Origin of the sequence: Niabella yanshanensis (genome assembly GCF_034424215.1) — a bacterium.
In the GTDB taxonomy this organism is placed as follows: domain Bacteria; phylum Bacteroidota; class Bacteroidia; order Chitinophagales; family Chitinophagaceae; genus Niabella; species Niabella yanshanensis.
On sequence record NZ_CP139960.1, the window covers coordinates 1,636,699 to 1,659,977 of the forward strand.

Consider the following 23,279-nt stretch of genomic DNA (forward strand, 5'->3'; position numbering starts at 1 on the left):
AGACGCCAGGGCACAAAGAATATACTCTTTTTCCGTTTCCTTGGCAACTTAGCTCCCTCGCGGAAATTAAAGCTATTTAAAATATAGTATATTGGCAACTTTTCGTTCCCCTTTATGATCCCATTTCCTGTTATCCGTTGGGTAATTCACAATTCCCTCACCCTTTACCCACAACGCCGACGAGCCACCACCATCAAAATTAATAGCGCTCACGCAGCCGAGCCAACGCATCACTTTTGTCAGCTCAAATAAATTCATTCCCTGCGAATTGGCATTTCTTCCATCTACTACCAGCATAATCACATGTCCTTTTTTAGTGACCCCCATACAGGTTCGGGGATGCCTGGCGGTGTTGAAACTAACAGAATCCAGTGTTTCATCCTGGCGGTTAAAAATAAGCAGGGGGCCATTCAGCATCACATCGGGCTCCTTCAGCCATTCTTCCCAATTCACCAAACCATCCCATTTTTTGATTTCCGGAACACCATTAGCCCCTATTACTACCGCAGCTTTCTGATGAAAATCGGGTTTTTCATTAGATTCCTTACGATTCAGATTAATAACCTTCCCCTGCACTTTAGTAAAATCAACCGATCCCCCATTTTTTACATCAAAAAAATTACCATTTATTGCGGCCAGTGGCCTTACTTCCCCTGCATAATCACTTACTGTTCTCAGCTTTTGGGGCTCCGCCGCAATATGAAACTGATGCCGCCTGCTTCTTTTTACCAATACATAGCTGATATGCAGGTTAGCTTTAAAAAGATTCTTATTATTAAAATGATATCGGTATAACTTTGCCTTGCGGTCAATTTTCTTTCCCTTCCAGTCAGCACTGGCAAAACTTACAGAATCATAATACTGGGCACTGGTTATGGTAGTCGCCAGCAGCAGGCCTAACAAGGCAATCAAAAATTTCATGTTGCTAATTTAGTTATGTTTCGACGTATATAGAAGTTCCCGACAATGCGCTATTGTGGCATTCCAACACGGGTAAATGTAAACAGGTATTAATTTTACGAAAATACGGTCTTTCTTTATGTAGTTTTACTAAGTTAGGCATCATAATTACTATTGCGGAAGTAGAATTTAATGAAAACATAATGAGTAGTTTTGAAATACGCACGCGGTAAAAAATAAAAATGAACAAAAGTTGCTTATTGCGATGTTTTTGCGTCATAGCAGCGCGAGGATTATTGATCCCGGCAAAAGACCCACAAATAACCAGCCGGTAAACTAAATACAAATGAAAATTTTAAAAATAACAACTGTCTTAACAGTTTTAATTGTCATACTCCAAATGAGGACCAACGCACAGGTAAAAAAATATGAGGCCGAATGGAAAGCCGTGGAAGATCATATAACTAAGGGACTCCCCGCTTCCGCTCTTGAAGCCGTAAAAAAAATATATACCCGGGCAAAAACGGAAAAACAAGACGCCCAGTTAGTGAAGGCTATTGTTTATATGACCCAGTTACAACAGGAAAACCGGGAGGACAATCCTGCTCAACGTATCAGGGAAATTGAAAAAGAAATCGGGGAAAGTAAAGAACCGGTAAACTCTTTGTTAAACAGCTACCTGGCGGGCATTTACCAGCAATACTTTGCTATGAACCGGTACAAGTTGTATAACAGAACCAATACCTCAGATTTTAAAAAAGATGATGTTGCTACCTGGACCATTGATGATTTTCATAAAAAAATCAGTGCGCTCTACCTGCTTTCGCTGAATAACAAAGCATTACTGCAAAAAACAAAACTAGCCAGTTATGACGCCATTATTGTTAAGGGAAACGCGCGAACCCTGCGGCCCACACTGTATGATTTGCTGGCACATCAGGCCCTCGGGTATTTTAAAAATGATGAGCGGGATATCAGCAAACCTGCATATAGTTTTGAGATCAATGATCCCGAGGCTCTTAGTCCTGCTGCTACATTCGCAAAAATAAATTTTACAACCAGCGACTCTCTATCACTGCAGCAAAAAGCAATAACCGTTTTCCAGGATTTAATTAAGTTCCATTTAAATGATTCCGACCCCAGCGCATTGATTGACGTAGACATCGAACGGCTGCAATATGTCCATTCCAAGATGTTGTTAAAATCATCTTCTGGCATCGTCAGTTCCACGGATGGTCCAAAAGGTTTGGATGGAAAAGAATTATTGTACTACCATGCACTTCAGCAGCTTGTTTCAAAGTATAGCAATGCACCTGAGGTGAACCAGGCGCGTTACCTGCTGGCGACCATACACCAGCAAAGAGGCAGTCAGTATGATCCTAACGGCGATACCACTTACCGTTACGAACTGGTAAAAGCCAAAGAACTCACCGATAAGATACTGGATCAGAAAAATGAGAATGAAGGTTGGGTGAATGCATACAACCTGAATAAAGAGTTGGTTCAACCTTATTTCCTGTTCCAGGTGGAACGGGTAAACATTCCCGATGCGCCGTTCCGGATGCTGGTCAACTTCAAAAACATCAGCAAGCTGTATTGGCGGATTGTTCCCGCTACTGCTTCTTTAAAAACTATGGTTAACAATGAGCGGGGTGACAACAAATACTGGGATAAATTGCTGGCTGCAAAGGCTCAAAAAACATGGGAACAATCCCTGCCATTAAACGATGATCTGCAAGCGCATGCTACCGAAGTTAAAGCTGATGGTTTACCAACCGGTGAGTACTTTATTGTAGCTTCATTAAACGGCGACTTTTCTACCACCAATAATATACTGGCGGCGCGCCTTACTTACATATCCAATATCAGTTTCGTAAACCGAAATACCGACTTCTTTGTACTGGACAGGAATAGTGGTCAGCCATTATCAACTGCCACGGTGCAAGTGCATAAAAAAGTCTACGACTATAAAACCTCTACCTATAGCAAACAGAAATCAGAAGTTTATACCACAGACAAAAACGGGTATTTTAAATTGAGCAATGCACTTATAAAAGAACAAGGTGGATCCAACTTGCTATTTGAAATAAAACATGCCAATGATCAGCTCTTCATAGAAGATGAAGTCTACTATTATTTTAATGCCCTAAACACACAAAACGAAAAAAAATTCAGAACTTCTGTTTTTCTTTTTACCGACAGGAGCATTTACAGGCCGGGGCAGACCATATACTTCAAAGGCATTGCGGTTAACAGGAGAACAGACATGACTGAACCTTTTATTCAAACGACTTATAAAACTACACTTACCCTTACTGATGCCAATAATCAAAAGGTTGCAGACCTACAGGTTGCTACCAACGAGTATGGCTCTTTTAACGGGAAATTCGTATTACCGCAAACCGGCCTTAACGGCATTTATTACCTGCGTACCAGCGACGGAACCGGTAATGCAAATGTGCGTATGGAAGAATACAAGCGGCCTAAGTTTTATGTGGATTTTGAAAAGGTAAAAAATGCCTATAAAGTAAACGAGGATATAAAAATCACCGGGGTTGCTAAAGCATATGCCGGCAATAACATAGATGGCGCTAAAGTAAAATATCGTGTAGTCAGGGAAGCCCGTTTCCCTTACCCCTGGTTATTCCGGATAGGCTATTACCCCCGGTCAGAATCGATGGAAATTACTAATGGCGAAATACAAACTGATAATGACGGTAAATTCAATATCAGCTTCAAAGCCATTCCTGACGCCAAGCTGGATACTAAACTGGACCCCGTTTTTGACTACCGTGTTTATGCCGATGTTACAGATATTAATGGAGAAACGAGAAGCAATTCTGAAATGGTATCTGCAGGGTACAAATCTTTATTGCTTAAAACATCCATTCCAACCAAACTGGCTACTGATAGTTTAAACAAGCTTTTCATCAGAACAGAAAACATGTCAGGCGTTTTCCAGAAAGCAACGATACAGGTAAAAGTTACCCGTTTAAATCCTGAGCAAAGGCTATTAAGGCCCCGTTACTGGGAAAAGCCCGACCAGTTTATACTGAGTAAAGAAGAATACATACAACAATTCCCCAACGATATTTATAATAACGAGGATGATCCGAAAACCTGGGCTAAAGCTGCCATCATAACGGAGCAGTCAGGGCCATCAGACTCAACCGGTGTTTTTGCTTTAAACTCATTTAAATACCAACCGGGTTATTACACGATAGAGATCAGCACCAAAGACAAAGATGGCAAGGATGTAAAAGATGTACAATACATCGAACTGTTTGATGCCCAAAAGCCTGAACCCGTTTATCCGCAATATTTATACAGCATCGCTCCCGGGCCGGTAGAGCCGGGGGAAAAAGCTACAACGCAGATCGCTACTTCGGCTAATAAGGTTTTTTTAATACAGCATGTAGACAAAAGCCCCCAACCATTTTCTTTTCACCAACTGGATCAAAACAGCCGCAATTTTGATATTACAGCAACGGAACAAGACCGCGGAGGTATTCTAAATAGTTACCTCTTTGTGAAGAACAACCGCATCTTCCAGGCCGATCACATGATAACAGTGCCCTGGACCAACAAACAATTGGATATTGAATACAGCAGTTTCAGAGACAAAACCCTGCCCGGTGCAGAAGAAAAATGGAGCGTAAAAATATCCGGCCATAAAAAGGAAAAGGTAGCTGCAGAACTCCTGGCCAGCATGTATGATGCGTCTCTGGACCAGTTCCACCCGCACCAGTGGAATGCTCCCTATATCTGGCGCAACAAATATAGTAATGACGCGTGGACTGGTAATACCAACTTCGGTCACCTGCAGGCCCGCATGCAAAATAGCCTGCAATGGGACCGTAAAACTTTTGACAGGCAATACGACAGGCTTTATTGGGATAATGGCTGGGGAGGACCTATTGGATTGGCGGGCGCAGTACCATCAGTACGTGCAAAAGGGAGGATGAATAACGATGTATTAGAGGAAGTTGCAATAGTTGGATACGGCACGCAAAGGAAACAATCTGTAACCGGCGCCGTAGCTAACATGTCTGCTGATGCAATGGCGCCTGCCCCTGCTGGTGCTTTGGAGCAGGAGAGTAAGCAAGCATTACCAGCAACCAGCGATAACAGCCCGGCTACTGTGCGCACCAACTTTAATGAAACCGCCTTTTTCTTTCCCGACCTGAAAACAGACAAAGAAGGCAATATCAGTTTTTCTTTTACGATGCCCGAAGCACTTACCAAATGGAAGTTCCAGGTTTTAACACATACCAAAGACCTGGCAATGGGTTATAGCAGCAGGGAAATTATCACCCAAAAAGACTTAATGGTGCAACCCAACCCACCCCGCTTTTTGAGGGAGGGCGACAAAATGGAATTCAGCAGTAAAGTAGTTAATCTCTCAGGCAAGGAAATAACAGGTATTGCTACACTGCAACTGTTTGATGCGGCTACCAACGAACCCATGGACGGATGGTTTAAAAATGTAGTAGATAAACAATACTTCACTATTGGAGCCGGTCAAAGCCAGGCCATACAGTTCCCCATAGAAGTTCCTTACCAGTTTAACAAAGCTTTGACATGGCGTATTGTTGCCAAAGCCAATGACGGTTCGGTTTCTGATGGTGAAGAAAATATGCTACCGGTTTTAACGAACCGCATGCTGGTAACTGAGTCGATGCCACTTCATATGCGTGGCAGCGGAACAAAAAACTTCCGCTTTGATAAGTTAATCAACAGCGGAATCAGTGAAACATTAACCAACCAGGCGTTAACGGTTGAGTATACATCTAACCCTGTTTGGAATGCCGTGCAGGCCCTTCCCTACATGATGCAGTACCCCTACGAATGTGCGGAACAAACCTGGAACCGTTACTATGCTAATTCGCTGGCCACCATGGTAGCTAACAGTTCTCCCAAAATAAAACAGGTATTTGAGCAATGGCGTACGGAGGATACTGCCGCTTTGTTAAGTAATCTTCAAAAAAATGAAGAGCTCAAATCGGTATTGCTGGAAGAAACACCCTGGGTGCTGGCCGCTAAAAATGAAGCGCAGCAAAAGAAAAATGTAGCGGTACTATTTGACCTGATGCGTATGAGCGGCGAGCAAACCAAGGCTTATGATAAGTTAAGACAACTGCAAAGCCCCAATGGCGGATTTGTTTGGTTTAAAGGAGGAGCTGATGACCGTTACATGACACAATATATTGTAACCGGCATCGGTCATTTAAAAAGGCTAAAAGCGGTTACAGGACTACAGGAAGCTAATTTAAACCGGCTGGTGCAGGCAGCGATTCCTTACCTGGACAATAAAGTCAAAGAGGAATATGAGCAGTTATTGAAATATAAGACCAACCTGAAAGAATACGTTCCTTCATATTATGTGATCCAGTATTTATATATGCGCAGCTTTTTCCCTCAAAATAAAATAGCAGAGCCGGCGTTAAAAGCAGTGAACTATTTTAAAGAGCGCGCCAAACAAACCTGGACGAAGCAAAATAAATATATGCAGGGTATGATCGCACTTTCGGGCCATCGGGATAATGACCTGGTGACACCCAAATCTATCCTGAAATCTTTGAAAGAAACCGCCATCCGTAATGAAGAACAAGGCATGTACTACAAAGATGCAGTGCGCAGCTGGTGGTGGTACGAAGCCCCGGTTGAAAGACAGGCATTACTGATAGAAGCATTCGAAGAAGCTGGAAAAGATGCTGCTACAGCAGACGATTTAAGAACCTGGTTATTAAAAAACAAACAAACCAATAACTGGGAGAGTACGAAAGCAACTGCTGAGGCATGCTACGCGCTGTTATTACGCGGCACCAACTGGCTCAGCAGTACAACCGATGTCAACATCGATTTAGGAGGCACTACAATCAGCAGCCGGGACAATAAGACAGAGGCCGGAACGGGTTATTTTAAAACCATCATTGAAGGCAGTAAGATTCGCCCGGCGATGGGTAACATCACATTGACGGTGAAACAACCTGATGGCACTTCTACCCTACCCACCTGGGGAAGCGTGTACTGGCAGTATTTCGAAGACCTGGACAAAATTACTACAGCGGCAACACCTTTACAATTGAGCAAGAAATTGTTTGTTGAAAAGAACACAGCAACGGGCGCAGTTTTGACTCCTGTTAACGAAGGTGATCAAATAAAAGTGGGTGATAAAGTAAAAGTTCGTATTGAACTAAGAGTTGACCGCGACATGGAATACGTACACATGAAAGATATGCGTGCATCATCTTTTGAACCCGTCAATGTGCTGAGTCAATATAAATGGCAGGGCGGACTGGGTTATTACGAAACCACCAAAGATGCCAGTACTAATTTCTTCTTCAGCTATCTTCGAAAAGGAACTTATGTATTTGAGTACGCTTTATTTGCGCAGCTGCCTGGTAACTACAGTAATGGCATTACCAGTATACAATGTATGTATGCGCCGGAATTTAGTTCGCATAGTGAGGGGGTTAGAGTGAATGTTGAAAAGTAATAATACAAGGCCCGCAGAAAATTGCGGGTCTTTTCCATACGGTCAATTTACAGTGTTCATGCCTTAAGTATTCCCCTGAACAGCGGCACCTGAGATTATATTATCTTTATTAAAAACTTTTTTGTGAAAAAGCTGCTTCTCATCTACATATGCCTGGTATTCTGTATCAGTGTTACAGCTCAAAAAACCAAATTCACTATTGGCCCCGAACTATTGACGTCTTTTAATCACGATCCTTCCTTCCTGGGTTTGGGAGGATCAGCGCAATTAGATATATGGATCAAAGAGCGGCTCTGGCTGGGTGTACATAGCGGGTATTTAAACTTCAAAAGTACTAAAACGCTCTTGGGTAGCGGTACCAGGCCCAGCTATGGTGCGATCCCCGTTTTAGGTGTGATTAAATATCCCCTGCCGGTGCTGAAAGGTTTGTACGGGCAAGATATGTTTGGCTACACCTTCGCTCATAATGTTAAATTCGAAGACAACCGTGAAAAAGCTGCGGGAGGTTTTACTTATTGCTTTGCACTAGGTTATGAGTTCGCCGACCATTTTGATGTTTCTGCCAAAGTGGGCCGTTCGCGTTTTAATAAAAAAGACCGGCCGGTTGATGTAAACGAGCATAATGTAGGATTGAGGCTGGCTTACCTGTTTTAAAGATAACTTTGTTGGTTTAGTTTCTATACAAGTAAGGCCGTGGATTCAACCACGGCCTTACTTCACAACATACTGTTCTTTATAATTATCCAGCAGCCGGCTGTTCTAACATATTAGACTTTGCCGGGTCGCTGTTTTGCTCAGTGGGCGCTTTTTCTATCAACTCCATAAACTGATCCAGCTTCGGAGTAATAATAATTTCTGTGCGACGGTTTTTCGCTTTCCCGTTTTCAGTCGAATTGTCCGTCATTGGATTATACTCACCGCGACCACCAACGGTCAAACGTTTGGGCTCTATACCATACGTATTTTGCAGCGCCTGAACTACCGAAGAGGCACGCAATGAACTCAAATCCCAGTTATTGCGAATATTAGGACGGGTGATAGGAACATTATCTGTATTACCCTCTACCAGTACATCATAATCTTTATAATCCTGGATGATCTTGGCAATTTTGCTCAAAGTTTCCCCTGCCCTGTCGGAAATCTCGTAGCTACCGGATTTATACAGCATATTATCCGCTAACGAAATATACACTACACCTTTTAATACTTTTACGTCTACATCTTTTAATTCTTCGCGGCTTAGCGAACGGGTGAGATTGTTCGTCAAAACAATATTCAGCGAGTCACTTTTATTTTTCGTGTTTACCAAATGCTGAATGTATTTGTTCGAGGCGTTTATTTCATCCACCAGCTTGGAAATATTGACATTGCCCTGGCTGTTCTGACTGATACTTTTATCTAAAGTAGCTTGCAAAGCAGCTAATGACTTTCGCAGTGAGGCATTATTTGCTTTTTCCTGTGCCAGCAGTTCTTCCAAACCTTTTACACGCGACTGGCTGGCCGACAAGTCGGACAAAGCCAATTGTAAGCGGCCATTAAGATTGGCATAGTCGCTTTGTAAAGCTGTAAATTTTTTAGTACTCACACAACCGGTTAACAACATACCGCTAACCAATATTGCAGCTGGTCCAACTAAGAAACGTTTATCCATATATCTGATTTTATATCGTTTAAAGAAACATTACCTTGCCCGAAAGGGCCTAAAAAGTATCTACAATTTAGATAGGATGACAAATTAAATGCCTAAGTTGCACGATCAAATACTGTGGTCATCCTAAAAACAAACGAAAGTCAAAAATACCGGGCGCAAGATATTACCTTTTAAAAAATTATACATTAAAAAATATATAATAAAAGATTAAAATTGAAAAGCAAAAAAATCATAATCGTCGGACAGGGAGTATCAGGAACGTTATTCTCCTGGTTTTGCGCGCAACATGATTTAGATTTTATTGTCATAGATAATACTCTTGCTAACAGCCCTTCTAAAACCGCCGCCGGATTAATTAATCCTGTAACTGGCCGGCGTGTAGTAACCGTCTGGATGGATGATATTATCCTGCCTTTTGCTGAGAAAACTTACAAAGAAATAGGCACACAGTTAAATATTGAAGCCATTTCAAAAATGGATATAGTAGACTTCTTTCCTAACCCCTTTATGAAAGAGAGCTTTCTAAAAAAAATGAACCAACAGGCCCCCTATATCAGCCTGGCTAAAGATGAACAATATTTAAATGAATATTTCAACTATGAATTTGGGACCGGTATTATAGAACCTGCCTATATTGTAAATCTTCAGCAATTGTTACCTGCCTGGCGCCAACACTTACTGCATCAAAACACATTTATTGAACAAGCATTCAATTTTAATAATCTGCAGGTATCGAACATTGGTGTGCAATATGAAAACATCACAGCCGATGCGGTCATTTTTTGTGATGGCGTTGAGGGGAGCGAAAACCCCTACTTCAATTTACTACCCTTTGCATTGAACAAGGGTGAAGCCATTATTATCGAAGCTCCCGGGCTACCGGCCGGTCATATTTATAAAAAATCGATGACACTGGCCCCATTTGGCGAACCGGGCATTTTCTGGGCAGGCACTAATTATATATGGGAGTTTGATAACGATAAACCCACGGAAGCTTTCAGAAGATCAACTGAACAAAATTTAAATAGCTGGCTAAAAGTACCCTATAAAATAATTGATCATAAAGCGGCCGTACGTCCGGCCACTGTAGAACGCCGGCCTTTTGTAGGTTTACATCCCGTTTATAAAAACATCGGCATACTAAATGGAATGGGCACAAAAGGGTGTTCGCTTGCACCCTATTTTGCCTGGCAATTAGTGCAACACCTGACACAACAAACTCCAATTGAAAAAGAAGCCGATATAAACCGACACGCGCGCATCCTGTCAAGATCGCAATTATAAGAGCGGCCTTTTTATTGAATGTTTCTTACTTTTTGCATGTTACAGCAAGCAATCCCCGCCATTAAATCGATCCATATTCCTGGAGTAATTTAAAACAACGCCCCATTACAGGCAGCGGTCGGGCGATCTATAATTGATATTGGGTGAGATAAAGTCACCAGGCAGAAAGAAGTCCGGGGTAGAATAGGGCCATATGAAAATAAATAATCTTTTGAGTAAGCAATAGATAACACTTATACCTCCATAGATTTCATCTATATCTTTTGAAAGGGAAGGATTTTGTCAAATATTTATGACGTGTTTAATGACCGAATCTCCAAGCTGCAGATGCATCCCACCTTTCCTTTCACACACCCACGATTTGTAAGTCGGCTAACAAGATCGAAAACTCCAGTTGAAAAATATCTACTTTAGCAACTAATTGTTTTAAGTAAGAATACACAAGCCAGCTATGGTACACCTGGAAGTTGGCATCAAATTATAACAAACCCAATGAAATATATACTAACATTTATTTTCTCGCTGACCACTATTATTATTTATTGCCAAATGGACAATTCAAAAATAATTGGCAACTATGTATCCGATATGACGAGATTAGAATTGAAAGCAGACGGTACTTTTAGTTTGAGCGCTCCCGATTATGTTTTCCCTTATACATTTAAAAACTATGAGACTTCGGGCAAATGGGTGAGTTCAGGTAAAGAAGTGATTTTAAACCCCGACAAAGTCCCGAGAACACCGGTATTAACCCTGACTGAAAAAAAGATTGACAATGCCGATTCGATTGAAATTAAAATCATTTATCAAACCCGGGAATATGAAAACGAAGTTGAGGTAGGAACGGAGCATTTCAAATTTGATTTAATGACCTTATATCTTAACAAAGCCAAAAACTATATACACCTCGTTCACGCACCTAAAAACAGGAACTGTACTTTTGCGCGTAAAGTAAAAAGACAACATATACTTGATTCCTCAAGCACAGTCCGGTTCCCCGTACAAAATATTGAAAAAATAGGCATTTACACCTATGGATTCAAAACAAAGAAAGAACTCATTCCACGGGATCCGCATTCCAGCTATTTCGAGATAATTATAGTTCAGCCTGTTGACAAAGAAAGGACGCCAAGAAGTAAAAAAGTAATCATAAAAGGTAAGCATGCTTTTTTTATGAAATACACGGAAAGGTTTTGACTTCCGGGTTATTAAATCCATTAAAGAAAACCGACTAAATCTGCCAGCAATAAGCCATTACAAATTCACATACTACTCAAAATGAAAAGCATCCTGACAGCTTTATTATTTCTTTTAATTTCCTGCGCCCATAACCGGGAAAACAAAAGAGCTGAGCACAATGCTACGTCCGATCAGTACAAAACCATGGTTAATAAAGCCAACCTGTTCAGATTGGAATTCAAACTCCATGAAAACTTTGTCAGCATTAAAGCTCCTGAAAAATCAAATTTTGAATTACCAGACAGTTCGGCCAAAACGGAACCCATTAAATTGGGAGACTTCAATGCCGATAATAAAGGAGATATTTTGGTTTATTTAGGCGCTTGCGGAACGGGAGGTTGTATGTATGGTTTGTTTTTAAAGCAATACGACAACTATTACCAGCTCTCATTCCTGGACTATCTAAAAAATGTGGAATTCAAAACAGAAAAAAATGGCTTATGGACTATACAATCATCAGTAGAAGTAGAGCCGTATAACCCTTCCAAACTTCAGGTATCAATTTTTAAATGGAATAAAAACAGGTCTTATTACGAATTAGATTCTACTTACGTATATATAGATGATGAGGCTGAAAAATGATTTATTTTTGAATGTTCCATTTAAACACAATTGGCACTGTATTTAATTTAGCATGAAACAAACTCATGTATTTACCAAGCAACATAACAATAAACAATCCAGGTAATATGCAAATTGAAACGCACTATAGCAAGGGACTCCAGGTAGCTGAAATTATTACTGATGAAATCGTTTTACAATCTGTCGACGATGGATTAGACTTACTGGGCAATCTCTACTACCAGGGTTATGAAAAAATCATTGTCTATGAAAAAAATATCACGCCCGAATTCTTTGACCTCAAGACCAGGCTTGCAGGAGATATACTTCAAAAATTTGCGCAATACCAGATGCCCCTGGTAATTATCGGAGATTTTTTTAAATTCGATAGTAAGAGCTTACATGATTTTATTTTTGAAAGTAACAAAGGGAAGCAAATTAATTTTGTAAACAATCTTTCGGAAGCGATATAATAGTTAAAGAGAAACAGATCTGAGGTTAGTAATTTTACGACTATATGAGAAAGCTTATTGCGGCCATAAATATGAGCCTGGATGGTTTCTGCGACCATACAGCCGGTGTTCCTGATGAAGCGCTACACCAACACTATGCCGAACTGTTAAACAGTGCGGACACAGCCCTCTACGGACGGATCACCTACCAGTTAATGGAGTATTGGCGCACAGTATTGAGTAATCCCACGGGCAATAAGGCCACAGACGGGTTTGCCGTATCCATCGACAGGATTACCAAAGTTGTTTTTTCACATACATTGAAAGCTGTTGACTGGCCTACTGCCAGACTGGCTGATCAGGATATACCAACTGAAGTGCATACACTTAAACACCAAAAAGGTGACGACATTTTAGCTTGTAGTCCGGGCCTGATTGTGGCGTTAGCCAAATTGAATTTAATAGATGAATACCAGATTTGTGTTCATCCATTAGTGGTAGGCTCGGGTTTGCCCTTATTCAGGAACATAGACAACAGAATAGAGTTTCAACTGATCCGGACAAAAACCTTCGCATCAGGATCTGTGATATTTTACTACAAGCCAGCCAGGCAATAATAATAAAACAGACTTTTGGCCTTTATAAACATTTCTACTATTTCGCATGACTCCATTACAAAAAATAAAAAAACTTTATAGCATACCGGATCATGAAAGTGATGGTTTTTCCGAAACCGAGGTAATAGCCCTTGAAAAAAGACTGGGTATAAAATTACCTAAAGCGCTTAGACATTATTACCTGGAGCTAGGACAAAATGAAGCGGTCAACTATTCTCATAACAGGCTTTTAAAACCCGGGAAGGATATTCAATTCTCTAAAGACCGGTATCTGGTTTTTTACGAAGAAAACCAGGCCGTATCATCCTGGGGTATCAAAGAGGCTGATCTGCACCTGGATAATCCGCCGGTTTGGGGGAATTACGGAACTAAAAGAAAGCCGGACTGGTATTTGGAAACAAAGGCCACCGACCTTTTCTTTTTGCTGATGGCCATCTATAATGGCACCCTGGGCGGATTGCGTTATAATGCCAACTATTTACAACCTATAGACACCGAAACCTATCAGCTTATCGAAAAGAGCTGGACATTGGTGCCTGAAATATCCTGGGAAAAACAAGAAGTATACACCAACAACTTTGAAGCAGTTATTAGCCTTTCGCTGGATGACCGTAACAATTGTGCCGCCATTTTTACCGGCACCAGCAACCAGGAACAGTTCGACTACATACTGGACCATATTGATGTCGACTGGTCGTATGTGTCTTATGAAGACGAGGAAGCGGAAGATGATTAACCTTGTGTGAAAGCTAACAACGGGTTATCTGCTCTTGTACGTCTCAATAGCTTTGAGCAGCCAATCTTTAAATTCCTTAACGCCTTTAGCAGGGTTATAACCATAGCCATCCTGCAACAAACGTTCTTCTTTTCCATCTAAAAAGAAGTAATTGGGTTGAGAGTTGCTGCCAAAACGGCTCACCTGCAGGTGTGTATTCAGATCTCCCAGGGTTTCAACCTGCTTACCCAGGTCTTCAGAATAAAATTGTTCTGCCACCGGCAGCATCACAGTTTCATCATGTACGTCCACGAACAAAGAAGCAATCACAAAATCCTCTTTTAGCAATTTCATCACTTCCGGATCGCTCCATACCTGTGTTTCCATCAGTCGGCAATTCACGCAGTTGATTCCTGTAAAGTCCAGCATTAATGGCTTTTTTAGTTTCCTGGCAACTTCTAAAGCTTCTTGGTAATCGAAGTAGGTAACCATACCATTATTGATGACTACATCCGGTTCATTCTTTTTCATAGCTTCAGCAAATCTTACGGGGTGTGGCAATGTATTATCAGGTGTTGCTGTCACTCTCCCGCTTGCCGGAGCTGTTAATTTGGATACATCAAAACCCTTAGGCAGGTCATCTGCATTGAAATCCTGGGTACCCATTGGAGGCAGGAAAGCACCTAAACCTTTTAAAGGAGCACCCCATAAGCCAGGTGTAAGGTACACCACCATAGAAAAAGCAGCTATCGCAAAGAATAACCTTGTTACAGACAGGTAAGGTATACCAAAATCGTTCTTCGGTAATTCATCATCATGTTTGAATTTAAGCTTGCCAAGCAAATAAAGCCCAAGTAACAGGAAGATCACAATCCACAACACGATGAATATTTCTCGGTCCAGTATACGCCAGTTTTTAGCCAGGTCTGCATTGGACAGGAACTTCAGCGCTAATGCCAACTCAATAAACCCAAGAGTAACTTTAATGGAATTCATCCAGCCGCCCGGTTTGCTTAAACTATTTAACCAGGAAGGGAAAAAGGCAAACAGCGCAAACGGGATGGAAAGCGCCAGCGAAAAGCCAAAGAAACCAATCAATGGACCGGCGTATCCTCCTTTAAATATAACCGGTAATAAAAGGCCCAGTATGGGTCCGGTGCAACTAAAAGACACTACCACTAAAACCATCGCCATGAAGAAGATACCCAGGAAACTGGATGCATTGGCCCTTGAATCGGCTTTATTAGACCAGGAAGCAGGCAGCGTAATTTCAAAAGCTCCCAGAAAAGAAATACCAAACACCACAAAAACCAAGAAGATAAACAGGTTGAAGATCCAGTTAGTAGAAATGTCATTTAAAGCGGTAGGCCCCCAGATCAGCGTGATCAAAAAACCGATAAATGTAAAAATAAATATGATGGATAAAGAATAGACCACTGCATTCTTTCTGCCCTCCAGCTTTGTCTTACTTCGCTTGGTAAAGAAGCTTACCGTAACCGGTATCATGGAGTACACGCAGGGAGTGAGCAATGCCAGCAAACCGCCGGCAAATGCTGTTACAAAAATCCACAATAACGATTGATTTTCTTCACCGGACGCTTTTCCGGCAGCTGTTACATTTTCACCTTTTACTGCCTCTGGCATAACAACCAGGCGAAAGTCTTTTTCAACCGAAGGGTATTCATCCCCCAGCTTAAACATATAAGTGGCTTTACCTTTAACCAGCAATGTATCTGTTTCAGCAACGTTCAAGGTTTGTATCCATTGAATAGAGTCCGTCACATAAGAAACATTTAAAGATAGCGTTGAATCCAACCCGGATTGAATATTTCCTTTCTCCGTAAGATCCCCTTTTAATTGGCCGGCGAGGCTGCTGTCGAAACTCACCTGTGAAAAAACTGCATCATCCGGGCTTTTCTGAAGCGCATAAAGAGCAACTCCCGGTTTCAATGTCTTTGCTGTAATCGTGATGGCAACTTCATCCTTATTAACACGTTTCTGATCAACAGAAAGCTGTACCGCCGTAGTGTCCTGTGCCCATAAAAAGAGCGTGGATAACACCGCCCAAAATGATAATAAAAAACGCTTCATTATGAATATGTATTGTTTCCAGGCAATCATTCGCTGCCCTGCCTGCTATTGCAGTCAATTATTAAGTAAACAACAAAGCTATCGTATTGTTGGTATTATTGCATTTTTCCGAGGCAAAGTTCCAGGCTGGCCTTCCAGTCGGGAATTTCCAGCTGGTAGGTTTCTTTTATTTTGGTTTTGTCCAAAACACTCCATGCGGGCCGTTTAGCCGGCGTAGGGTATTGTATGGTTGGAATGGCTTTTACTTCACATTCCGAATGTATGAGCTCTTTAATAGCCAGGGCAAACTCATGCCAGTTAATGCGCCCCTCGTTGGTATAATGATAGATACCCGGTACCCAGTTACCCGAGCTGATGATATGCATAATGGCTGCAGCCAGGTCCGCTGCGTAAGTAGGTGTACCATATTGATCGCTGACAACACTTATTTGTGGTTTTTCTGTCATCAGGCGGATCATGGTTTTTACAAAGTTTTTTCCAAAGGTAGAATATACCCAGGCCGTACGAATAATAATGGCATCTGTAAACTCTGCTGCCAGTTGCTCCCCTGCTAATTTAGTAACGCCATAAACACTTACGGGCTGTGTTAGGTCGGTCTCCCTATAAGGCTCAGTCCCATTCCCTTCAAAAACATAATCAGTTGAAATCTGGATGAATTTGGTGTGATAAGTGGTGCAAGCCCTGGCCAGGAAACCCACTGCATCTGCATTCAAAGCCTGAACACTACTTAGTTCAGCGCCATCTTCTGCTTTATCTACCGCTGTATAAGCAGCGCAGTTAACGCAAAAGTCTGGTTGATGCACTTCAAAAAAAAGGTTTACAGCCGCTTCATCGGTTATAGAAAGCGTCGCCCGGTCAGTAAACAAAAAATTGAAATCAGGGAACTGAACCGCTAAAGCCCTTAAATCTGAGCCCAATTGACCATTGGAGCCGGTAACCAGTATTGTTTTTTGCGCCATAAATGAATTTAGAAATTATTGTTACACGCTTTTAAAGTAGGTAATACCAGGTCTTTATCAGATACTATGGCCGTACCTTCGGGCAATTGCCAATCAATCGCTAATTCCGGGTCGTTATAAATAATACCTCCTTCGCTTTCCTTATTATATAGCGCATCACATTTATACATTACTACCGCTGTTTCGCTTAAAACGGAAAAACCGTGGGCAAAGCCTGCCGGAATCAACAATTGCTTTTTATTTCCTGCGGTCAGCTCTATGGAAAATACCTGGCCGTAAGTGGGTGAATTTTTACGGATATCCACTGCTACATCCAGTATTCTGCCCGCTAAAGCACGAACCAACTTACATTGCGCATGCGGGTTTTGCTGGTAATGCAACCCTCTCACCACGCCGTAACCTGAAAAAGACTGGTTGTCCTGTACAAAATTATACTGTAATCCTTCTGCCTCAAATTGTGATTTGTTGTACGCTTCAAAAAAGTACCCGCGGCTATCTTCAAAAACCCTGGGTTCAAATATCAATAATCCTTCTAAAGGTGTTGTGGTGAACGGCATTATAAACTATAATATTTTCTGTTTAAAATTTTATTCCGATAGATACCTTTCAAATCTGCGATAAGGGCTGTTGGCCGGGTAATGCTGCAAAAATAGTCGTCGTCGAGCAATAAATAATCCTTATGCGGCACTGCAATTACCACGGCATCGTAATCGGCTGATATCTCCTGTTGCAATTCGATATTATACTCCTTTTTTAGTTCTTCGGATGTCGCATAGGGGTCTTCCACATCTACCAGCACCGAAAAATCCTGTAACGCTTTTACTATCTCAGCCACCTTGCTATTCCTGATATCACTTACATTCTCCTTAAATGTGGCACCCTTTACCAGCACTTTTGCCTGCCCGACATTAATACCGGATTTAATAATATGTTTTACTATTTTTTCGGCCACATACTTAGCCATTGCATCGTTAATATGCCGGGCGGCCAATATTAATTGGGCTTTATAATCCAGCCGTCCAGCCTTATAGGCCAGGTAATAAGGATCTACGCCGGTGCAATGCCCACCCACCAGGCCTGGTTGAAACTTTAGAAAATTCCACTTGGTGCCCGCTGCTTCCAGTACTTCAAACGTATTAATTTGAAGTTTATCAAAAATAACCGACAGCTCATTCATAAAAGCAATATTGAGATCCCGTTGGGTATTCTCTACAATTTTGGCGGCCTCCGCTACCTTGATGGAAGAAGCCCGGAATACGCCTGCATCCACTACCAGCTCATACACTTTAGCAATTTCCTCTAACGCCTCTGCATCACAGCCGGAAACTATCTTAGTAATATTACTCAGCGTATGCACTTTGTCTCCGGGATTGATCCTTTCCGGAGAGTAGCCTGACTTAAAATCAGTAGCATTGCCAAGTCCGGACACTCTTTCTATTACCGGCAGGCAATCTTCTTCCGTACAACCCGGATAAACCGTAGATTCGAAAACTACATAGTTGCCAGCCTTAATGACCTGACCGACTATTTCAGAAGCTTTTGTAATGAAATGCAGGTCAGGAATATTTTTATCATCAACCGGTGTAGGTACCGCAACAATATAAAAGCTGGCTTCCTTTAATACATCAACAGAACTGGTAAAAAGAATGTCCGTGTTTTTAAAAGCTGATGCATCCAGCTCTTTGCTGGGATCGACACCTTGCCTCATGAGGTTCAGCCGCTCTTCATTGATATCAAAGCCGATAACGGAAAGCTTTTTGGCGAAGGCGAGCGCAATGGGCAACCCCACGTACCCCAGGCCAATGACAGCCAGCTTGGCTTTTTTTGTTACCAGGTTGGTGTACATGCCGGCATTATTGATTTACAAATTCCAGAACAGCACTGGTAATATAAGCGAGCTGCTCCTCATCCATTTCTGTATGAACAGGCAGAGAAACCACCCGCTCTGTTAACCAGTCGGTAATGGGCAACTCCTGGTTTTCCGTATTGAAATGCGCAAACATTTTTTGCTTATGACCCGGAACGGGGTAATAGATCATTGCTGGAATTTTCCTTTCGGCCAAAAAAGCTACCAGACCTTCTCTATCCACCTCATTAAGCAGCAAGGTATACTGGTGGTATACATGACTGGCAAAATCGGCCCTGGCAGGAACCGTTAACTTATTGGTGCTGCCAAATGCTTTATCATAATAAGCCGCCACTGCCTGACGGGCTCCATTATAAGCGTCTAAATGCTTTAGCTTAATATTGAGTATAGCAGCCTGCACGCTGTCCAAACGGCTGTTGCAACCTACCACATCATGATAATATCTTTTGCTTTGGCCGTGGTTGGCGATCATTTGCATTTTAGCTGCCAGCTCGTCGTCATTGGTGCAAATAGCCCCCCCGTCCCCAAAAGCGCCCAGGTTCTTGCTGGGGTAAAAAGAGGTACATCCGATATGCCCGATCGTACCCGTTTTTTTTATGGTGCCATCCAAAAACGTAAAATCAGCGCCTATAGCCTGCGCATTATCTTCTATTACATACAGGTTATACTTTTCAGCAATAGCCATGATGGCTTCCATATTCGCTGCCTGGCCATAGAGATGCACCGGAAGTATCACTTTGGTTCTGGGAGTTATCCTGCTTTCCAGCTCGTGAACATCTATGCAAAATGTATGCTTGTCTACCTCAACAAATACAGGCTTCAATTGTAAAAGAGCGACCACTTCGGTGGTGGCTATAAACGTAAAAGAAGGTGTAATCACCTCATCACCAGGCTGCAGGTCTAAGGCCATTAAGGCAATCTGTAAAGCATCGGTACCATTAGCACAGGGAATCACATGTTTCACATCCAGGTAATTTGCCAGGTTTTGTGAAAATTCCTTTACAGCGGGGCCATTAATAAAGGCGCTACTATCCAGCACTTCCAACACTGCATTATCAACTTCACTCTTAATTTTAAGATACTGGCTGCGGGTATCAACCATCTGGATAGGACGCATAGGGTTCAATTTAAGGGGGCAAAAGTAATAAAATAAAAAGCAATATTATAGATTGCTTTTACATTGAGTGTATTTCAAATTTTCGTTAAAGTCATCCCGTCCGAAGTGCCCGCCCGTGCCGGTACGCCCGCCTGACGGGACGGGCAGGGACGGGAAGGCGTCTCGGAAATAGCAGAGATTTCCCCGGGCGGATGCATGAGTTATAAATATCGCTGCAATGCAGCGCTACTCCTTTTTGATTATTGTACTAATATATCGCAGCTATGCTGCTTTTATTATTGTGATCATTGCCTAGCAACGTCGTATGAATAGCTGCCATAATAATTCGTTAGTTATCTGAGCTGCGGAGCAGCGATATATTCTGTTTCAAACAAAGAGATTGATGCAATCGCCCTGGAGATTTCCCGACAGGCTCAAAAGGATCTACAAAAGGAACTATAGCATAGGCGAAAATTTGAATTGCACCCTTTACATTTGCGAAAAGGCAAACCAGTGGATGTTTTAATGTATAATATTTCCGTAAGGCTGTATCAGTTGGCTATTTTGATCGCCTCCTTATTCAATAAAAAGGCGAAACTCTGGCTGGAGGGAAGGAAAGATATTTTCAACAGGTTGCAAAAGGCTGTTGGTAACGAAGAAAAAATAATCTGGATGCACTGCGCTTCCCTGGGCGAATTTGAGCAGGGAAGACCGGTTTTGGAGCAGTTAAGACTGCAATATCCGCAGCATCGGTTATTACTCACCTTCTTCTCTCCTTCCGGCTATGAAATAAGGAAAAACTATACCGGTGTTGACTGGGTATTTTACCTGCCGCTTGATACCAGGATCAATGCCGAGCAATTCATTAATATTGTAAAACCCTCGCTATCCATCTTTGTTAAATACGAATACTGGTACCATTATCTCAACCAACTGCATCAAAAAAATATACCGGTACTACTTATTTCCGCGATTTTCAGGGCCAATGCACCTTTTTTCAAATGGTATGGTGGCGTACACCGCGCAATGGCTAATTATTTCAGCCAGTTATTTGTGCAAAACCAGGAGAGTTACGAAAGAATATCGGTTATTGTTCCCTCCGAAAAGATCACTCTAGCCGGGGATACCCGCTTCGATCGCGTGAAAACCATAGCTGACAGTTTTGAGCGGCTTCCTTTAATCGAACAGTTTATCACCGGTAAAAAAATACTGGTAGCAGGCAGCACCTGGCCCGAGGATGAGCAGATGCTAAAAAAGCTACTGGAAAAGCAGGACAATCTTTCGTTAATTATTGCGCCCCATGAAATTACCGACACCCATCTCCGGTTTTTAAGAGAAACTTTTAGCGGCGCAGCTTTCTACTCAGAACTCAAAAAAGTAAATAATGGTGCCTCTGCGGCCCGGGTGCTGATCGTTGACAATATAGGCATGCTCTCCAAACTGTACTATTACAGCATGGTGAGCTATATTGGCGGTGGCTTTAAGAAATCGGGAATTCATAACACGCTGGAGGCAGCGGTGTATGGTAAACCGGTATTATTTGGTCCTAATTACCAGAAATTTGCTGAAGCCATTGGCTTAATAAAAAGTAAAGGTGCATTCACGTATACAACTGACACTGAGTTAACACAGTTAACTCAATCCCTTCTTAACCATGAGGAACAATTAATGCAATATAGCCATAACGCAGGTGAATTTGTTGCAGCACATACAGGTGCAACCAATCTAATCCTGCGTTGGCTCAGGAAAACCGCCTTTTAAGCAGTTGCTCGAACTGGCTGGTTACGGGATGGCCGGGCATCCAGCCATTCTTGGTTTTCAATTCCCGCTCTATCCAGTATTCAGCTTCAGTAAGTGAGCTAAAATTATTGATTGTTTTGATACTGCGCTCAAACATAACCTCATCTCCCCTGAAAAGCTCTCTTACAAACGCCAGCCGGTCCTGCGCTGTGATGGCCTTATTCAGGTCCTTAATCGCGTTTCTGCCAGCTTTTGGCGCAGAGACCTGTTTGGCAGCCTTAGTGGCGCCCGGCCTGTTTTGCCTGGATAAGGTAGGCGTATCATCGGCTAACTCATTGCTATCGCTAAAGCTAAGTCTTGCCTGTCCGTGAGAAGTCTTCAACTGTTCCTGTAATTTTATCAACTCTTCATAGCTGGGTATTTCCGTAGCTGTTTCAGCTAAATTCTCTTCATCCTCACCACCTTCCACTACCAGTTGATAATATTCCTTTTCTTCATTTCCTGATTTTATCGGCTCTCTTTCATTTCCAGCATTCGAATTGCCAGGAATAGGTTTGGCATTAGGAACAATCACCGAAATACCGCTGGTTCCCAGTACATCTACCTCCCGCATGCTTCCGGCTATCTCGTTCTGCAACATTTGTACGGTACTCAACAACTGACTCAACGGTACTTTATGAGCAAATTGCATGTTTAGTTTTTCAATCAAGCTTCTGATTCTTTCCATTGTCATTTTTTAATTAGCACCAGCAGTAGTATATATAATATCAGAATCGTCCGGGAACATTACCTGAGATCGTCACACATTAAGCATCGGCCTATTACTCATCCCGCAAAAACAATACCTGTTAATTGGCTATTTCAATCCAAGGGTAAGTTTGACGCCAGCTTTGCTATGTCATGGACTTCCCATAAATCTAAAATAAATACAGCTAATCATCACGCAGACATGCTACTTTTGGGGAATTTTAAAGTAATACGCCAATGGACAACAAATATTGTGCAGGCCGGCAAAATGTATAAATATTAACAATGTTTATTGAACCCAATTTAAGCGGAGAGCGGCGTGGCTGGATCGAAGTGATCTGCGGCTCTATGTTTAGTGGCAAAACGGAGGAGTTAATTCGCCGCCTGAAGCGCGTGAAATTTGCCAACCTTAAAGTGGAAATCTTTAAACCAGCCATTGATACCAGGTATGATGAACTAAATATAGTTTCTCACGATACCAATGCGATTCATTCAACTCCGATAGATAATTCGCAAAAAATATTGCTGATGGCGCAGGATGCTGATGTGATAGGTATTGATGAAGCTCAATTTTTTGATGACGGCTTACCTGATGTTTGCGATAAGCTGGCTTACCACGGGATCAGGGTGATTGTAGCCGGCCTGGATATGGATTTTACCGGTAAACCATTTGGCCAAATGCCGTTTATAATGGCTAAAGCTGATTATGTAACGAAACTCCACGCCATTTGTGTAAAATGTGGCAATATTGCCAACTACTCGTATCGAAAGATCCCGGATGATGACCAGGTAATGCTGGGTGCTATGGATGCTTACGAACCCCGCTGTCGCGTGTGCTATAACGAGAAAAAAGAACTTTGA

At 42.0% G+C, this 23,279-nt stretch carries 18 protein-coding genes; 10 read left to right on the forward strand and 8 right to left on the reverse strand.

Annotated elements, in window-relative coordinates; all coding sequences use genetic code 11:
- Positions 1-72 precede the first annotated feature (72 nt).
- On the reverse strand, positions 73-921 hold the full coding sequence (locus U0035_RS06370; protein WP_114789186.1) for a phosphodiester glycosidase family protein: 849 nt from the start codon (positions 919-921) through the stop codon (positions 73-75).
- 325 nt (positions 922-1,246) lie between these two features.
- Between U0035_RS06370 and U0035_RS06375 the strand changes: the two genes are divergently transcribed.
- Together U0035_RS06375 and U0035_RS06380 are read left to right on the forward strand one after the other, a co-directional pair.
- Positions 1,247-7,399, forward strand: a complete 6,153-nt coding sequence (locus tag U0035_RS06375; RefSeq protein WP_114789187.1) for an alpha-2-macroglobulin family protein — start codon at positions 1,247-1,249, stop codon at positions 7,397-7,399.
- A 123-nt stretch (positions 7,400-7,522) separates the two neighbouring features.
- A complete protein-coding gene (locus U0035_RS06380; RefSeq protein ID WP_114789188.1) occupies positions 7,523-8,053 on the forward strand; it encodes a porin family protein in 531 nt (176 codons plus the stop codon).
- Positions 8,054-8,138: 85 nt separating this feature from the next.
- Here U0035_RS06380 and U0035_RS06385 read toward each other — a convergent pair whose 3' ends face one another.
- Entirely contained in the window at positions 8,139-9,050 is a 912-nt protein-coding gene (locus U0035_RS06385; protein ID WP_114789189.1) for an OmpA/MotB family protein, read from the reverse strand.
- Between the two features lie 213 nt (positions 9,051-9,263).
- Here U0035_RS06385 and U0035_RS06390 point away from each other — a divergent pair, with 213 nt between their 5' ends.
- The 6 genes from U0035_RS06390 to U0035_RS06415 all read left to right on the forward strand — a co-directional run bounded on the left by U0035_RS06390 (position 9,264) and on the right by U0035_RS06415 (position 13,939).
- Positions 9,264-10,334 carry an NAD(P)/FAD-dependent oxidoreductase gene (locus U0035_RS06390; RefSeq protein WP_114789190.1) on the forward strand — a complete coding sequence of 357 codons (1,071 nt, stop codon included), beginning with the start codon at positions 9,264-9,266 and terminating at the stop codon, positions 10,332-10,334.
- Between the two features lie 492 nt (positions 10,335-10,826).
- Positions 10,827-11,531 (forward strand): hypothetical protein, encoded by a 705-nt coding sequence (locus U0035_RS06395; protein ID WP_114789191.1) that lies wholly within the window; start codon positions 10,827-10,829, stop codon positions 11,529-11,531.
- Positions 11,532-11,612: 81 nt separating this feature from the next.
- Positions 11,613-12,155 carry a hypothetical protein gene (locus U0035_RS06400; protein WP_114789192.1) on the forward strand — a complete coding sequence of 181 codons (543 nt, stop codon included), beginning with the start codon at positions 11,613-11,615 and terminating at the stop codon, positions 12,153-12,155.
- A 107-nt stretch (positions 12,156-12,262) separates the two neighbouring features.
- The gene (locus U0035_RS06405) at positions 12,263-12,607 is read left to right on the forward strand and encodes a DUF4180 domain-containing protein (RefSeq protein WP_114789193.1); all 345 of its coding nucleotides are present in this window, start codon (positions 12,263-12,265) and stop codon (positions 12,605-12,607) included.
- 44 nt (positions 12,608-12,651) lie between these two features.
- On the forward strand, positions 12,652-13,203 hold the full coding sequence (locus tag U0035_RS06410; RefSeq protein ID WP_114789194.1) for a dihydrofolate reductase family protein: 552 nt from the start codon (positions 12,652-12,654) through the stop codon (positions 13,201-13,203).
- A 46-nt stretch (positions 13,204-13,249) separates the two neighbouring features.
- Positions 13,250-13,939, forward strand: a complete 690-nt coding sequence (locus U0035_RS06415; RefSeq protein ID WP_114789195.1) for an SMI1/KNR4 family protein — start codon at positions 13,250-13,252, stop codon at positions 13,937-13,939.
- Positions 13,940-13,963: 24 nt separating this feature from the next.
- Here U0035_RS06415 and U0035_RS06420 read toward each other — a convergent pair whose 3' ends face one another.
- The 5 genes from U0035_RS06420 to U0035_RS06440 form a co-directional block, all read right to left on the reverse strand.
- The gene (locus U0035_RS06420) at positions 13,964-16,009 is read right to left on the reverse strand and encodes a protein-disulfide reductase DsbD family protein (RefSeq protein ID WP_114789698.1); all 2,046 of its coding nucleotides are present in this window, start codon (positions 16,007-16,009) and stop codon (positions 13,964-13,966) included.
- 95 nt (positions 16,010-16,104) lie between these two features.
- Positions 16,105-16,968 carry a dTDP-4-dehydrorhamnose reductase gene (rfbD, locus tag U0035_RS06425; protein ID WP_114789196.1) on the reverse strand — a complete coding sequence of 288 codons (864 nt, stop codon included), beginning with the start codon at positions 16,966-16,968 and terminating at the stop codon, positions 16,105-16,107.
- 8 nt (positions 16,969-16,976) lie between these two features.
- Positions 16,977-17,525 (reverse strand): dTDP-4-dehydrorhamnose 3,5-epimerase, encoded by a 549-nt coding sequence (gene rfbC, locus U0035_RS06430; protein ID WP_114789197.1) that lies wholly within the window; start codon positions 17,523-17,525, stop codon positions 16,977-16,979.
- Positions 17,525-18,814, reverse strand: coding sequence for a nucleotide sugar dehydrogenase (locus U0035_RS06435; protein WP_114789198.1), 1,290 nt, complete (start codon positions 18,812-18,814; stop codon positions 17,525-17,527). Before U0035_RS06435 ends, rfbC begins: the two co-directional genes overlap by 1 nt.
- A gap of 7 nt (positions 18,815-18,821) precedes the next feature.
- Entirely contained in the window at positions 18,822-19,952 is a 1,131-nt protein-coding gene (locus U0035_RS06440; protein WP_114789199.1) for a DegT/DnrJ/EryC1/StrS family aminotransferase, read from the reverse strand.
- Between the two features lie 504 nt (positions 19,953-20,456).
- Between U0035_RS06440 and U0035_RS06445 the strand changes: the two genes are divergently transcribed.
- Complete coding sequence (locus U0035_RS06445) at positions 20,457-21,692, forward strand: 3-deoxy-D-manno-octulosonic acid transferase (RefSeq protein ID WP_245957575.1); 1,236 nt, start codon at positions 20,457-20,459, stop codon at positions 21,690-21,692.
- Here the strand turns inward: U0035_RS06445 and U0035_RS06450 are convergent.
- Positions 21,673-22,398 (reverse strand): DUF8457 domain-containing protein, encoded by a 726-nt coding sequence (locus U0035_RS06450; RefSeq protein ID WP_114789200.1) that lies wholly within the window; start codon positions 22,396-22,398, stop codon positions 21,673-21,675. The two genes, U0035_RS06445 and U0035_RS06450, sit on opposite strands and share 20 nt — an antisense overlap.
- Positions 22,399-22,703: 305 nt before the next feature.
- Here U0035_RS06450 and U0035_RS06455 point away from each other — a divergent pair, with 305 nt between their 5' ends.
- Entirely contained in the window at positions 22,704-23,279 is a 576-nt protein-coding gene (locus U0035_RS06455; protein ID WP_114789201.1) for a thymidine kinase, read from the forward strand.